This window comes from Streptomyces sp. NPDC041124 (assembly GCF_055592385.1).
Genome location: NZ_JBVIYR010000012.1, coordinates 162,748 through 176,344, shown reverse-complemented (window position 1 = coordinate 176,344; position 13,597 = coordinate 162,748). Strand labels below are relative to the sequence as shown.

At 73.8% G+C, this 13,597-nt stretch carries 12 protein-coding genes and 1 pseudogene; 8 read left to right on the top strand and 5 right to left on the bottom strand.

Annotated elements, in window-relative coordinates:
- Nucleotides 1–21 precede the first annotated feature (21 nt).
- The gene (locus ACZ6A9_RS28990) at nucleotides 22–852 is read right to left on the bottom strand and encodes an aldo/keto reductase (protein WP_468991230.1); all 831 of its coding nucleotides are present in this window, start codon (nucleotides 850–852) and stop codon (nucleotides 22–24) included.
- A gap of 183 nt (nucleotides 853–1,035) precedes the next feature.
- Here ACZ6A9_RS28990 and ACZ6A9_RS28985 point away from each other — a divergent pair, with 183 nt between their 5' ends.
- Complete coding sequence (locus ACZ6A9_RS28985) at nucleotides 1,036–2,010, top strand: TauD/TfdA dioxygenase family protein (RefSeq protein WP_468991226.1); 975 nt, start codon at nucleotides 1,036–1,038, stop codon at nucleotides 2,008–2,010.
- 13 nt (nucleotides 2,011–2,023) lie between these two features.
- Here ACZ6A9_RS28985 and ACZ6A9_RS28980 read toward each other — a convergent pair whose 3' ends face one another.
- From ACZ6A9_RS28980 to ACZ6A9_RS28970, 3 genes are all read right to left on the bottom strand, one after another.
- Entirely contained in the window at nucleotides 2,024–3,532 is a 1,509-nt protein-coding gene (locus tag ACZ6A9_RS28980; protein WP_468991222.1) for a metallophosphoesterase family protein, read from the bottom strand.
- A 161-nt stretch (nucleotides 3,533–3,693) separates the two neighbouring features.
- Nucleotides 3,694–4,440 (bottom strand): dienelactone hydrolase family protein, encoded by a 747-nt coding sequence (locus ACZ6A9_RS28975; RefSeq protein WP_468991219.1) that lies wholly within the window; start codon nucleotides 4,438–4,440, stop codon nucleotides 3,694–3,696.
- A gap of 23 nt (nucleotides 4,441–4,463) precedes the next feature.
- Nucleotides 4,464–5,084, bottom strand: a complete 621-nt coding sequence (locus tag ACZ6A9_RS28970) for an L-threonylcarbamoyladenylate synthase (protein WP_228967579.1) — start codon at nucleotides 5,082–5,084, stop codon at nucleotides 4,464–4,466.
- A gap of 159 nt (nucleotides 5,085–5,243) precedes the next feature.
- Between ACZ6A9_RS28970 and ACZ6A9_RS28965 the strand changes: the two genes are divergently transcribed.
- The 3 genes from ACZ6A9_RS28965 (at nucleotide 5,244) to ACZ6A9_RS28955 (ending at nucleotide 9,284) form a co-directional block, all read left to right on the top strand.
- Entirely contained in the window at nucleotides 5,244–6,734 is a 1,491-nt protein-coding gene (locus ACZ6A9_RS28965; RefSeq protein WP_468991216.1) for a helix-turn-helix domain-containing protein, read from the top strand.
- A 324-nt stretch (nucleotides 6,735–7,058) separates the two neighbouring features.
- Nucleotides 7,059–7,295 carry a hypothetical protein gene (locus ACZ6A9_RS28960; RefSeq protein WP_468991213.1) on the top strand — a complete coding sequence of 79 codons (237 nt, stop codon included), beginning with the start codon at nucleotides 7,059–7,061 and terminating at the stop codon, nucleotides 7,293–7,295.
- A 330-nt stretch (nucleotides 7,296–7,625) separates the two neighbouring features.
- Nucleotides 7,626–9,284 (top strand): catalase, encoded by a 1,659-nt coding sequence (locus tag ACZ6A9_RS28955; protein WP_468991210.1) that lies wholly within the window; start codon nucleotides 7,626–7,628, stop codon nucleotides 9,282–9,284.
- Here the strand turns inward: ACZ6A9_RS28955 and ACZ6A9_RS28950 are convergent.
- Nucleotides 9,274–10,167 (bottom strand): annotated as a pseudogene (locus ACZ6A9_RS28950) (fructosamine kinase family protein). The gene ACZ6A9_RS28955 and the pseudogene ACZ6A9_RS28950 sit on opposite strands and share 11 nt — an antisense overlap.
- Before the next feature lie 129 nt (nucleotides 10,168–10,296).
- On the opposite strand from ACZ6A9_RS28950, the gene ACZ6A9_RS28945 reads away from it, so the two are divergent.
- From ACZ6A9_RS28945 to ACZ6A9_RS28930, 4 genes are all read left to right on the top strand, one after another.
- Nucleotides 10,297–10,620: a hypothetical protein gene (locus ACZ6A9_RS28945; RefSeq protein ID WP_468991207.1), complete on the top strand. Its 324-nt coding sequence runs from the start codon at nucleotides 10,297–10,299 to the stop codon at nucleotides 10,618–10,620.
- Nucleotides 10,621–10,696: 76 nt separating this feature from the next.
- Nucleotides 10,697–11,230 carry a DoxX family protein gene (locus tag ACZ6A9_RS28940; RefSeq protein ID WP_468991203.1) on the top strand — a complete coding sequence of 178 codons (534 nt, stop codon included), beginning with the start codon at nucleotides 10,697–10,699 and terminating at the stop codon, nucleotides 11,228–11,230.
- 148 nt (nucleotides 11,231–11,378) lie between these two features.
- A complete protein-coding gene (locus ACZ6A9_RS28935; protein WP_468991201.1) occupies nucleotides 11,379–11,942 on the top strand; it encodes a hemerythrin domain-containing protein in 564 nt (187 codons plus the stop codon).
- 168 nt (nucleotides 11,943–12,110) lie between these two features.
- Nucleotides 12,111–13,523, top strand: a complete 1,413-nt coding sequence (locus ACZ6A9_RS28930; RefSeq protein ID WP_468991198.1) for an MFS transporter — start codon at nucleotides 12,111–12,113, stop codon at nucleotides 13,521–13,523.
- Nucleotides 13,524–13,597 lie beyond the last annotated feature (74 nt).

Genomic DNA, 13,597 nt, shown 5'->3' with positions numbered 1-13,597 from the left:
CTGCGGGGCGCCGGGACCCGCTCAGAACTCCTCGTGCGCCTCCGGGTCACCGCCGATCCGCCGGTGCGCGCGTTCGGCGATGGCCCGCATCTGGGCGGCGTCCAGCTCGAAGCCGAACACGTCGAGGTTGGCGCGCTGCCGCGCCGGGTCGGACGACTTGGGGACGGGCAGTACACCCAGTTGGACGTGCCAGCGCAGGACCGCCTGGGCCGGGGTGACGCCGTGCGCCTCGGCGACGGCGGCGACGGCGGGATCGTCCAGCAGCCGCGAACCGCGGCCCAGCGGGCTCCAGCTCTCGACGAGCACGCCCTTGTCCGCGTGGTAGGAACGCAGCTCCTCCTGGGGGAAGAAGGGGTGCAGCTCGATCTGGTTGACCGAGGGCAGCACCCCGGTCTCCTCCTCCAGCCGCTCGATGTGGGCGGGCGTGAAGTTGGAGACGCCGACCGACCGGACCAGCCCGTCCGCGCGCAGTCTGATCATGGCCTTCCAGGAGTCGACGTACCGGTCGACGCGGGGGAGCGGCCAGTGGATGAGGTAGAGGTCGACGTACTCCAGGCCGAGCCGGGCCCGGGACTCCTCGAAGGAGGCGAGGGTCTCCTCGTAGCCGTGGTGCCTGCCCGGGAGTTTCGTCGTCACGACGATCTCCTCACGGGGCACACCGGAGGCGGCCACGGCACGGCCGACGCCGGTCTCGTTGCGGTAGTTCACCGCCGTGTCGACCAGGCGGTACCCCGTCTCCAGGGCCGTGCCGACCGCCCGCTCCGCCTCGGCGTCGTCCATCGGCCAGGTGCCCAGGCCCAGGGCCGGGACGGTGGTGCCGTCGTTGAGGGTGTGGCTCGGGATGCTGATCACGAGGGCGCCTTCCCGTTGACAGTGTCGTCCCTCCAGCGTCGGTGACGACGGGGGCAGTGATCAACCGGAGCGGCGGGCCCGTACGCGAAAGGCCCTGTCGCCAGGCCCGCGCCGCGCTGCCACGATCTTCCCGGGAGCCGGCCGCCACCCGGCCGGCGGGGACGACCGGCGGAGAGGGAGAGCATGACGACGGACAGGGACGGCGCGGCGGACGGGGAGCGGACCGGGTCCATGGAGGTGCGTCCCGTCACCGGGCACATCGGGGCGGACATCACCGGCGTCGACCTCGCCGGGGACCTCGACGAGGCCGTGGTCGCCGGGATCAGGGCGGCGCTGCTGCGCTGGAAGGTGGTGTTCTTCCACGGTCAGCGCCTCGACCACGCCTCCCATGTGGCACTGGCCCGCCGGTTCGGCGAGCCCGTCGTGCTGCCCCGGCGCGGAAAGGCCTCCCCGCCGGACCACCCCGAGATCGAGACGACCGCCGACCGGCTGGAACTGGGCGGCCGGTTCGGCATGGAGCACGAGGAGTGGCTGCGGCGGCGCCGCCACACCCTGCTGCGCGGCTGGCACTGCGACCACGGCGCCCGCGTCGACCCGCCGGCCGCGACGATCCTGCGTGCCGACACCGTCCCGCCCTACGGAGGCGACACCACCTGGTCGAATCTCGCCGCCGCGTACGCCGGACTGTCCGCGCCGCTGCGCGCGTTCGCCGACCGGCTGCGCGCCGAGCACCGGCTCGGGGTCGGCTACCAGCCCCGCCCCGGCGACGACGCCTATCTGCGGCACCTGCTGGACCGGCAGACCGCCTCCGAGCACCCCCTGGTGCGCGTCCATCCGGAGACCGGAGAGCGCGTGCTGTTCGTCAACGGCTACTACGTCGAGCAGATCACCGGCCTGTCCCGCCCCGAGAGCGCGGCCGTCCTCCAGCTGCTCCTCGACCAGGCCACCCGCCCCGAGTACACGGTGCGCCTGCGGTGGGAACCGGGCACCGTGGCGTTCTGGGACAACCGGGCCACCATCCACCTGGCGCCGGGCGACACGGCCCACCTCGACCACCCGAGGATCATGCACCGCGTGATGCTCACGGGCGACGTCCCGGTGGGCGTGGACGGCAGACCGTCCACGCCCCTCACCGGTACCGCGCCGGGCCGCTGGTAGCAGCGGCCCGCGCTCACGTCAGCGGGATGGTCACCTCGTCCTCGACGGGCGGGGCGACCTCCTGCGCGCGCAGTCCGGTGGCCGCGTGGCAGCGCAGCCGGACCGCCTCCGGGCTCACGTCGAGGCGCAGGAAGCTCTTGAAGAACGGCGGGCTGTACGTCGCCGAACCCGGCGAGAACAGCGACGTGTACGCCTTGCGCACCGGCAGCCGCAGCCGCTTGCCCCGGTCCGGACGCCGGCCGGTGCCCAGCAGCCCCGCCACCAGCCGCATCCGGCGGGTCACCCGGGGAGCGGAGCCCGGCGCACGGGTGGGGCCGATGCCGAGGCGCTCGGCGATCACGGCCATCGCCTCGGCGTCGGTCAGGGCGAAGAAGCGCCGCAGCCGCAGCCGCCGCCCGTAGAGGGCGCTGTAGAAGGCGAGGGAGTCGCCGCGCAGCGGGTAGCAGCGGAAGTCCCGCTCGGTGACGCCGGCGACGTCGACCCTGGGGATGGTGTGGGTGGCGTGGGTGAAGGCGCCCGAGCCGCCCGCCACCACGTACTGCAGGGTGCGGCCGTCGTCCAACCGCACCGGATAGCGCTGGTAGTTGTGGATGTCGCCGCCTATCGCGGCCACGTAGTGGTGACCGGGGTCGCGGACGATGTCGTCGACGGTTCCGCCGCCCTCGACCGGGCACGGCCGGTGCTTGCCGTCGACGTACAGCGGTGAACCCGTGACCAGGATCTTCGGGCGCGGCCCCCGGGACACCTCCCGCAGCCAGGCGCCCTGCTCGGCGTCGAGCGTGCCCCGCAGCCCGGTGTCGATGCCGACGACGCGCACCGGGCCGGCGTCGATCGCCCAGTACGGCCCCGGCTGCACCGTCCTCTGCCCCGGCTCGGAGCGCAGCCCGCGCGCCTCGTCGAGACGCCCTCCGTCCCCGGGGCGCGGCCGGTGCCACAGCAGACCGCGCAGCCAGGCCCGGGTGAGGATGCGCGGCGCGGGCCCGGGTGGCAGCGGCGGGGCGTCGTCGCAGAAGACGCGCATGAACCCGCCCAGGTCCTCGTACCAGTCGTGGTTGCCGGGTATCGCGTAGATCGGGGCCCGGTAGTCCCGGTACGGGCGGAAGAACTTGGGGCCGTAGTCGTCGGCGCTGCCCACCGGGTAGATCACGTCGCTGGCGAGCACGGCGAAGGCGGTGTCCCGGCCCTCGTTCAACAGGCCGGGCACGACCGCGTACTGCGGCTCGCCGCCCTCGCCGGTGTCGCCGATCACCAGGAACGAGAAGCGGTCCGGGTCGTCGCGCCGGATCACCTTGTCGGGCGGCGCGCCGGCCGCCGCCCGCTGGGCCACCCAGCGGGAGCGGACCTCTCCCGTCGGGTCCCCGAACAGCGTGGCCAGCACGCCGTTGCGGGCCGCCCACAGCATCCTCGGATCGAGCCAGGAGATCCTCCCCCCGGCCCTGTGCGGCATCAGCCGCCGGTACGCGCCGGGTTCGGCGGCGCCCCAGCCGGCACCCTCTGAGGTATCGCGTGAAGAGTCGGACACCGGTGCACCGTAACAACGGCGCACGGACCGGCCGGTGGCCGGGTGCCCGCGGCGGGGGCGGGGAACTCCCGCCGTGAGCAGCCGGGTTGGCGGTTGTGCCGGACGGGCTCCGCGTTCGCCGGGAGCGGGTACCAGCGCCGGCCCGGACACCTTCCGGCAGGTCAGAAGGTGCGCTCCAGCAGGCCGAGCAGCGCCGCCCAGTGGCGCTCGTCCGCCTCCTCGTCGTAGGCGGACGTGTCGGACTGGGTGAAACCGTGCCCCGCCCCGGTGTACACCTCACAGCGGTGCCGGACACCGGCGTCCGTCAGGGCCCGCTCCAGGCGCTCGATCTGCTCCGGGGGCAGCGACGGGTCCCGGTCGGCGTGCCCGAAGCAGACCTCGGCGGTGATCCGGCCGGCGAGGAGGTGCGGACTGTCCGGCGCGTCCGACGCCAGCCGGCCTCCGTGGAAGCCGGCCGCGGCGGCCACCCGCTCCGGATGGGTGGCGGCCGTGCGCAGGGACAGCGCCGCACCCATGCAGTAGCCGGTCACCGCCACCGGGCCGCCGGCCGCCACCGGACAGTCGGCCAGCCACCGCAGATACGCTCCGGCGTCACGCTCCGCCCGCGCGGGCGTGAGCTGCCGCATCACCGGCATCAGGCGCCGCAGCAGCCGGCCCCGCGACGCGTCGTCGATGAACGCGGGCAGCTCGGCCACCGGGGCGGGACCCCGCCGGTAGAACACGTTCGGCACCAGGACGGTGTAGCCGGCCGCCGCCAGCCGGTCGGCCATCGCCCGCAGCGCCGGACGCAGTCCGAAGGCGTCCATGTAGAACAGCACCGCGGGCCGGGGAGCCCCGTCGGCGGGACGCGTCAGATAGGCGTCGGCCGTCCCGTCCCCGGTGGGGACCTCGACGCCCGTCCCCTCCACGGCGCCCCCGACCGGACCCCGGGTCACTCGAACCGCGCGACGTCGCCCGCGCCCCGCCGCACGATCTCCGCCTCGCCGCCGGAGAAGTCGATCACCGTGGTGGGTTCGGTGCCGCAGTCGCCGGAGTCGAGCACCGCGTCCACCTGGTGGTCGAGCCGGTCCTTGATCTCCCACCCCTGGGTCATCGGCTCGTCCTCGCCGGGCAGCAGCAGCGTGCTGGACAGCAGGGGCTCACCCAGTTCCGCCAGCAGCGCCTGGGTGACGACATGGTCGGGGATGCGCACGCCGACGGTCTTCTTCCTGGGGTGCTGCAGCATGCGCGGCACCTCCTTCGTCGCGGGCAGGATGAAGGTGTAGCTGCCCGGGGTCGACGCCTTGACCGCCCGGAACACGTCGTTGTCGATCCGTACGAACTGACCGAGCTGCGCGAAGTCCCGGCACATCAGGGTGAAGTGGTGCCGGTCGTCCAGCTTGCGGATGGAGCGGATCCGGTCGATGCCGTCGCGGCTGCCCAGCCGGCAGCCGAGCGCGTAGCAGGAGTCGGTGGGGTAAGCGATCAGGGCGCCGGAGCGGATGCTGTCGGCGACCTGGCCGATGGTGCGGGACTGGGGGTTGTCGGGGTGCACGTCGAAGTACTTCGCCATTCACCGAGCTTAAGCCGCCCGTGCGGAAGCCCCGCGCACCCGGGTCCGCGCCGCCCGCCCGGCACGGGCGCCCCGCCGCGCCGGGGTGAGCCGCGCGCACGGGTGGGGTAACGTCCCCGCCCTGGGCCGAGGCGACGAGGAGACGAGAGGAACACCGGGGTGGCAGGCCGTAGGGACGGGATCCGGCGGACGCCGGGAGCGGCCGGGGAGCCCCCCGGCTGGGCGCGGGAACTGCTCGGGCATCTGCGGCCGGGCGGGCGGGACGCCCGCAGGGTCGTCGACTGGCTGGCCGCGACCGTGCGGGCGGAGGTGGCCCTCCAGGACGCCGACGGCACACTCCTCGCCGGCACCCGGCTGCCGCTGGAGGAGTCCCTCGTCGCCGACCTCGGCTCCGGCCGCGTCGCCTCCGCCGCCTGGGAGGGGGAGGGGCACCACCAGCGGCTGGTACGGATCGGTCGCCCGTCGGGCACCTGCGTGCTGGCCGTCTCCCGCGAGACGCCCTTCGACCGGCACACCGCCGACGTCGTCACGCACACCGCCCAGGTGATCGGACTCCTGCTGGCCGCCCACGAGACCACCGCTGCGGGGCGCCGGCTCCAGCGGGCCACGGCCGATCTGCGCCTCGCGATCCTGCAGCTGCTGATGGTGGAGGACACCGTGGCGGCCCGCCGGGTCGCGGCCGGGCTCTGGCCGGGCCTGCTGGACGCCGACACGGCGTGCGTGTACGTCGTCGAGTCGGCGCCCGAGCGGCGCGAACGACTGGTGGCGGAGTGCCTGGACAGCACGCGGGACGAGGCGCTGGTCGTGCGGTGCCCCGCCATGGACGGGCATGTGATCGTCGTCAGCCCCCGCGAGAGTACGGCGTCCGCACTGCGGTCGCTGGTCGGACGGCACCCCGAGACGTTCCTCGGCGGCAGCGTGTGGCAGAGCCTCGCCCGCACCGCGACCGCGTACGGGCAGGCCGTCAGCGCTCTGGCGGTGGCGCGCTTCCGCGCGGACAGGACGGCCGTGTACGCCGAACGCACCCGTCCCGAGCGGCTGATGGACCCCGCCGTCCTGCGCGGCTGGACGGGCAGGGTGCTGCGGCCGCTGGACGCGCTGCCGCACCACACGCGCGCCGAACTCCTCGCCACCACACGGCTCGGCCTGGAGTTCACGGCGGTCAACACCGCCAAGATCCTCGGCGTCAGCCGCAACACCGTGCGCGCCCGCATGGAGCGTGTCGAGACCATGCTCGGCGTCGACTTCGACGACATCACCGCCCGCGCCGTCGTCCACCTGGCGCTCCACACCCAGATCAACCTCCTCGACGGACAGACGGACCCTGAACGGGGCGCGCCCTCCCCCGGCCTCTCCGACCTGCTGTCCGGGCCCGCCGTCGGTACCTGGGCGCGGGAACTGCTGGGGCGCCTGGACCGCGACACCCGCAACGTGCGCCGCACCCTGCGCACCTGGATCGACTCCGGGGGCAACGCCGAGCGGGCGGCGCAGAGTCTGGGCGTCCACGCCCAGACCGTTCGCGAACACGTACGCAGCGCCGAACCGGTCCTGGAACGCCAGCTGCTGGCCACCGGCACCGATCTCTACGAGGTCGTGCTGGCCCACATCGCGGTGGGCGACCTGGAACAGCCGGTGCTCGCGGCGGAGTGAAACGGGCTTTCCGGACTCAGTTGTGCACGGATGAGCCCTCCGGGCGCCGCAGCGGGCACCGGCGCGGTACACAGGCGCGCCCCGCTCCGTCTAGTTTCGAGCCACGGCGGGGGCACGACCGGAACGGGGGACCGGTCGCGCCCCCGCCCCTCGCTCCGCGCACGGTCGCGCCGTGAGCCCCTTCTCCTCAATCCCCGCGCGCTCCCGCCCGCGTCGCCGTGTGCCCGCACCCCGGGCGGGTACCCGGCCGCGGCTGTCAAGGTCCGCCCCTCCGGCACCCGTGACCGGGCGGGCGGTGATCGAGCACCGCGAAGAGGAGAGCCGATGACCAGCGAGACGGAGACCGGCGGCGCCACCGGCACGCAGGACAAGGACTACAACCTGATCTGGTACGTCGAGGCGTGCCTGAGCAACGCCCTGCGCCTGGAGGGCTACATCCAGGACGCCGAGCGCGCCAAGGACACCGAGGTCGCCGACCTGTTCCGCAAGGCCCAGGCGGACAGCCGCAAGGGCGCGGAACTGGGCAAGGGGCTGCTGCGCGCACGCCTCGGCCAGGGCTGAGCAAGTGACCTCACCGGGCCCGGTCACCGTGCGCGGCACGGTGACCGGACCCGCACCGTGTCCCGGCCGGCCCGCGCCTCCCCGGCCGACAGCCGCACCGACGCCCCGCCCACGCCCGCACACCGGTGCCGCCCGACCCCGTCGGCCGGATGGCGTACGGCCGGTCACGGGCACTTCCGGCGGCGATGCCCGCACCCGGGCGGTGTGCACGGGGGCGAGCCGGCGCATCCGCCGGCGCCGCCGAGTCGCAGCCCGCCGTGATGCGCGGCAGCATGACCCCCGTACGCACGCGATCGGGGGGACGACGAGCAGTGCAAGGAGCCCACGACCATGACGGACGTTTCCAGCCGGGGTCCCGTTCCGGGTGAAAAGCGCAAGGTACTCACCAACCGCCAGGGCCATCCGGTCTACGACAACCAGAACCAGCGCACGGTCGGCGCCCGGGGCCCGGCCACGCTGGAGAACTACCAGTTCCTGGAGAAGATCAGCCACTTCGACCGGGAGCGCATCCCCGAGCGCGTGGTCCACGCGCGCGGCGTCACCGCCTACGGCTACTTCGAGGCGTACGGGAAGTGGGGCGACGAGCCCATCTCCCCGTACACCAGGGCCAAGCTCTTCCAGGAGCAGGGCAAGCGCACCGACGTGGCCGTGCGCTTCTCCACCGTCATCGGCGGACGCGACTCCTCCGAGGCCGCCCGTGACCCGCGCGGCTTCGCCGTGAAGTTCTACACCGAGGACGGCAACTGGGACCTCGTCGGCAACAACCTGGGCGTCTTCTTCATCCGGGACGCCATCAAGTTCCCCGACGTCATCCACGCCCTCAAGCCCGACCCGGTCACCTTCGAACAGCAGCCGCGGCGCATCTTCGACTTCATGTCGCAGACGCCCGAATCCATGCACATGCTGGTCAACCTGTTCAGCCCGCGTGGCATCCCGGCGGACTACCGCCACATGCAGGGCTTCGGCGTGAACACGTACAAGTGGGTCAACGCCACGGGCGACACCAAGCTGGTCAAGTACCACTGGATGCCCAAGCAGGGCGTGCGCTCCATGACCGAGGAGGACGCCGCCAACGTCCAGGCGGACTCCCTCGGCCACGCCACCAAGGACCTGTACGAGGCGGTCGCGCGCGGCGACCACCCCGAGTGGGAACTGCTCGTCCAGATGATGGACGACCACGACCACCCGGAGCTCGACTTCGACCCGCTGGACGACACCAAGACTTGGCCCGAGCAGGACTTCCCGCCGAAGCCGGTCGGCCGCATGGTGCTCAACCGGATGCCGGACAACTACTTCGCCGAGAACGAACAGATCTCCTTCGGCACCGGTGTCCTCGTCGACGGCCTGGACTTCTCCGACGACAAGATGCTCGTCGGCCGGACCTTCTCCTACAGCGACACCCAGCGCCACCGGGTCGGCCCGAACTACCTGCAGCTCCCCGTCAACCAGGCCAAGAACGCCGAGGTGCACACCAACCAGCGCGACGGGCAGATGACGTACTTCGTGGACGACGGCGGGCAGAACCCGCACGTCAACTACGAGCCGTCGATCACCGGCGGGCTGCACGAGGGCGAGTACCCGACGCACGACGACCAGGGCCCGGAGATCGTGGGCCGGCTCACCCGCAAGCGCATCCCGCGCACCAACGACTACCTCCAGGCGGGCCAGCGCTACTGCCTGATGGAGGAGTGGGAGCGCGACGACCTGGTGAAGAACTTCACCGACCTGTTCGCGCAGTGCGACCGCGAGGTGCAGGAACGCATGGTCTGGCACTGCCTCCTCGCCGAGACCGACCTCGGCCGCCGGGTGGGCGAGGGCCTCGGCATCATGCCGGAGGACGTCGCCCACCTCGAACTGCTCCCGGGCCAGACACTCTCGGACGAGGAGCGCAAGCGGCTGGCCAACCTCGGCGACAACCCGCCGCGCGACGTGGAGGGCCTCACCATGACCCACTGCGTCCCCAACGAACGGCACGTGGTCACCCGCTGAGCGGTCGTCCGGCAGCGGCGGCCCGCGCCGCGGAGAGCGCCTGCTCGGCGTAGCCGCGGCCGAACAGCACGGCGTGCACCAGCAGCGGGAACAGCTGGTGCACGCCGACGCGTTCCTCCCACCCGTCGGCGAGCGGCGCCGCCTGCCGGTAGCCGTCGAGGACCGCCCGAAGACGGGGGCAGTCGAAGAGGGCGAGCATCGCCGGATCGGTCTCCCGGTGCCCGCCGTGGGCCGCCGGGTCGATCAGCCGGACGTGTCCGTCGGAGCCCCACAGCTCATTGCCGTTCCACAGGTCGCCGTCAGCCGGGCCGGCGGCTCGGCCGGCCCGGAGAGCTCCGGCAGCCGCTCGCAGACCCGCTCCACCACGCCCGCCTCGTCCTGGCTGACGATGCCGTCGTCGACCGCCCGGCGCAGATCCGGCAGGACCCGGTGCCCGGCGTACCAGGCCGGCCAGTCGCCGCACGTGATGTTGCGCATCGGGGCGAGCCCGATGAACGCCTCCACCGGACCGCCCGGCGGCGGCGCCCCGAACGCGGGCGCGCCGGCCGCGTGCAGACCTGCCGGCTCCCGGCCGAACCGGACGGCGGCCTGCCGGTCCGGCCGGCCCGGCACCACCCGGTCCATGACGACGCCCCGCCTCGTGACCGTGCACGACGGGCACCCGGACCGTCCCCGCCCCGGCCAGCCAGCGCAGCCCCGCCGCCTCGGCACGGGCGGCCTCCGGGCCCGGGGTCCGTTTGACGACCACCACCCGGCCGTCGTCCAGCACGGCCTCGGTGAGTGAACCGGACAGGGCCCGCGCCCCGGTGACCGTCCGCCCGGTGAGCCGGGCCGCCACGGCCCCGTCGCCGTCCCGGGCGGCCGGATCCGAAGGGACGCTCATGCCCGCGACTCCTCATGTGCGCGGAGGTGCCCAGCGTACGGGCCCGACCGCCGCCGAAAGCTCACGCGGGACGGTGAACTCCCGGCGCGTACCGATGGAACACGGCCGGGGCGGGGGAGCACTGGGACCATGACGAGTTCACCGTTCCAGCGCACCCTCACCCTGCCCGCCTCGCTCTGCGAGAACGCCGCCCAGCACCTGGAGCAGGCCGCCGGGCGGACGGTCGACGGGGCCGGTGTCCCGCTCAAGGCGTTCCGCGCGGCCGCCGAGAACGACTACACCCTCCCGGTCTCCGTCGTCGAACAGGCGGCGGGCTGCCTGCTGGTCCTGGCCACGGAGACCGCGCAGACCGTTCGCCCGTCCGTCCTGCGCACCACCATCGGCGTCGCCCTGCGCCTGCGCGACGCCGTCGAGGCGGTCCACCAGCCCGCGCTCACCACCCGGTTCTGGTGACGGCGCGCGCCGATTGCGCCCCTCGCCCGAGGGAACCCGGCGCACGTCCGCACCACCGACTTTCCAGGAGTAGCCCATGAGTCTGTTGCGTGTCCTCGGCCGGCCGATGCTCGCGTCGATGTTCGTCGCGGGCGGGCTGGATTCCGTCCGCAACCCGCAGAACGTCGCGGGTCTCGCGGAGCCCGTCGTACGGCCCCTCACCGACCGGGTCGCGCCGCTGCCCGACAGCACCGAGGACTGCGTACGCCTCAACGGCGCCGTCCAGGTCGTGGGCGGGCTGATGCTGGCCACCGGACGCCTGTCCCGCCCGGCCGCGCTCGCCCTCGCCGTCTCGCTGGTGCCCACCACCCTGGCCGCGCACCGCTTCTGGGAGGAGGAGGACCCCGAGCGGAAGACCCAGCAGCGCATCCACTTCCTGAAGAACCTCGCCATGCTCGGCGGCCTGCTGATCGCCGCCGACGACACCGGCTCCGCCCCCTCCCTGCTGTGGCGCGGCCGGCACGCCGCCCATGACCTGCGGCGCGACGCCCACCTCGTACGCCACTCCGTCCGGGCCGGAGCCGGCCCCGCGGCGGTGGCCGGGCGTGTCCGGGCCAAGCTGTCCTGCTGACCGGTTGACCGGTTGACCGGTTGACCGGTTGACCGGTTGACCGGCTGTCCTGTTGACCGGCCGGCCGCGTTAGCACCCCGTCGGCGAGGGGACCCGGTGAGCCGAGTGGGCCCGGCCGGGCGCCACCACGGACCGGAAGGTGAAGGACATGGGACACGGAGGCAACGTCATCGACGAACTGGTGACCGACCACCGGGAGGTCGAGGAGCTGTTCGGCAAGATCGAGGCACTGCCGCCCGGCCACAAGGACCGCAAGGTGTACGCCGACCAGGCCACGATCGAACTGGTCCGGCACTCGGTCGCCGAGGAGGCCTACCTCTACCCGGCGGTGCGCGAGCACGTGCCGGACGGGGACGCGATCGCCGACCGGGAACTCGAGGACCACGCCACGGCCGAGCGGACCATGAAGGACCTGGAGGGCTGCGACGCGGACGACGCGGAGTTCGACCGCCTCATCGGATCGCTGATGAGCGAGATCCGGGAGCACATCGCCGACGAGGAGCAGAACCTCTTCCCGCAGCTGCGCGCCGCCTGTTCCACGGCGCAACTCGACCGGCTCGGTGAGAAGGTCCGGCAGGCGAAGAAGACCGCCCCGACCCGGCCGCACCCCGCCGCCCCGGACACGCCCCCCGCGAACAAGCTGCTGGCCCCGGGTGCCGGAATGGTCGACCGGCTCCGCGACGCGCTGAGCGGGCGCGGCAAGCTCGGCTGAGAAGCGCGGGTGAGGGCCCGTCGCGGCAGCGACGGGCCCTTCCGCGTGCCCGCTCCTGTGAGCAACCGCACTCACCGACCCAACTCCCCGCGGTCCCAGCGCGCTTGACGCACCCGGCCGGCCGGTCACCCGGCTGCCGGAACCGACTCGGCGCCTCCTTCTGCCACGATGGTCCGCGCCCAGTCCGGGCGACGGGAACCGCCGCGCAGCGCCGCCGGCCATCCGCTTCCCGCGCCCCTCGCTCCGAGCCCCCGGCTCGTCCGTCCGAGTAGCGCTCCTGTGTCTTCCTCGCCCCCTCATTCCGCCCGGCCCGGGTCCCGCTCGCCCTGGCGGTCCCTGCGGCACCGCAGCATGCGCTGGTGGTCCGTCGCGAACTTCGTGTCCAACGCCGGTACGTGGATGCAGCTCACGGTGCAGAACCTGCTGGTCCTGCAGATCACCGGTTCCGCCGCGGCCACCGGCCTGTCCATGTCCGTGCAGGCGGCACCCGCCCTGCTCATGAGCGTCCTCGGCGGTGCGGCGGTCGACCGCTGGCCGCGGAAGCTGACGGCCGCCGTCAGTCAGGCACTGCTGTCGGCGATCGCGTTCACCACGGCTGTCCTGGTGGCGCTCGACCGGCTGGACATGACCTCCCTGATGGTGCTCGCAGCCGTCACCGGCATGGTCGCCACCGTCGACAACCCGGCCTGCGCCCTGCTGGGCAACGATCTCGTGCCGGCCGAGGACGTGCCCTCCGCGATCGGGGTGGGCGCGCTGGTCTTCAACGCCGGCCGGCTCGCGGGCGCCGCGCTCGCCGGGGTGACGGTCGGGTTCCTCGGCACGGCAGCCGCCTACTTCGCCAACGGCTTCTCGTTCCTCTTCGTGACCGCGGTCATCCCGTTCCTGCGCCCGGCGGCGGGCGCGGTGCGCCACGTCGTGACGAAGGGCGAACGGCCGCGGGCCGCCCTGACCGTCCGCGAGGGGATCGCGTTCTTCGCCCGCCGGCCACGGCTGATGGCCCTCGCCGGGGTCACCGGCGTCAGCGCGGTCTTCGGACGCAACTACGGGCTGACACTCGCCGTCCTGGTCACCGGGCCGCTCGCGGGCGGCGCGGGCGCCTTCGGCACGGTGTCCACGGTCCTCGCCGTCGGCGGGATCCTCGGCGCGGTGCTCGGCGCGCGACTGCGCAGGCCGTCGGTGCGGCTGGTCGGCGCGCTCGCGGCGACGGGCGCGCTGCTGCAGGTGGTGGCGGGGATGTCACCGTCGCTCGCGGTGCTGCTGGTGCTGGTCCTGCCCATGGCGGTCGTCGAGTCCGTCTCCGACACCGCCGGCACGGCCGTCCTGCAGACCGACCCGCCCGCCCATCTGCGCGGCCGCGTCCTCGGGGTCTGGGGCAGCGTCGGCACCGTGTGGAGCCTGGGCGGCCCGCCCGCCCTCGGCGTCCTCATGGAACTCGCCGGCCCCCGCGGAGCCCTGATCGCCGGCGGTCTGATCATCGTGACGTCCATCGCCGCCGGCCACCTCCTCTCCCGCCGGACGGACGTCCCCCTCGAGCTCCCCGCGCGGAAGGCCCCCCGCCCCGCCCTGGAGACGGCGGCCTGACCCCGGCCGCCGGCCGTCCGAGGACGCCGGTCCGTCGAGGGCCGGCGGGCGGGCCGGTGACCGGCCGCGGGGAG

What these genes read in the sequence shown, in the direction of transcription:
- ACZ6A9_RS28955 (WP_468991210.1), top strand. Translation starts at nt 7,626, where the DNA reads ATGACGGACGTTTCCAGCCGGGGTCCCGTTCCGGGTGAAAAGCGCAAG.
- ACZ6A9_RS28940 (WP_468991203.1), top strand. Translation starts at nt 10,697, where the DNA reads ATGAGTCTGTTGCGTGTCCTCGGCCGGCCGATGCTCGCGTCGATGTTC.
- ACZ6A9_RS28945 (WP_468991207.1), top strand. Translation starts at nt 10,297, where the DNA reads ATGACGAGTTCACCGTTCCAGCGCACCCTCACCCTGCCCGCCTCGCTC.
- ACZ6A9_RS28985 (WP_468991226.1), top strand. Translation starts at nt 1,036, where the DNA reads ATGACGACGGACAGGGACGGCGCGGCGGACGGGGAGCGGACCGGGTCC.
- ACZ6A9_RS28935 (WP_468991201.1), top strand. Translation starts at nt 11,379, where the DNA reads ATGGGACACGGAGGCAACGTCATCGACGAACTGGTGACCGACCACCGG.
- ACZ6A9_RS28970 (WP_228967579.1), bottom strand. Translation starts at nt 5,084, where the DNA reads ATGGCGAAGTACTTCGACGTGCACCCCGACAACCCCCAGTCCCGCACC.
- ACZ6A9_RS28930 (WP_468991198.1), top strand. Translation starts at nt 12,111, where the DNA reads ATGGTCCGCGCCCAGTCCGGGCGACGGGAACCGCCGCGCAGCGCCGCC.
- ACZ6A9_RS28960 (WP_468991213.1), top strand. Translation starts at nt 7,059, where the DNA reads ATGACCAGCGAGACGGAGACCGGCGGCGCCACCGGCACGCAGGACAAG.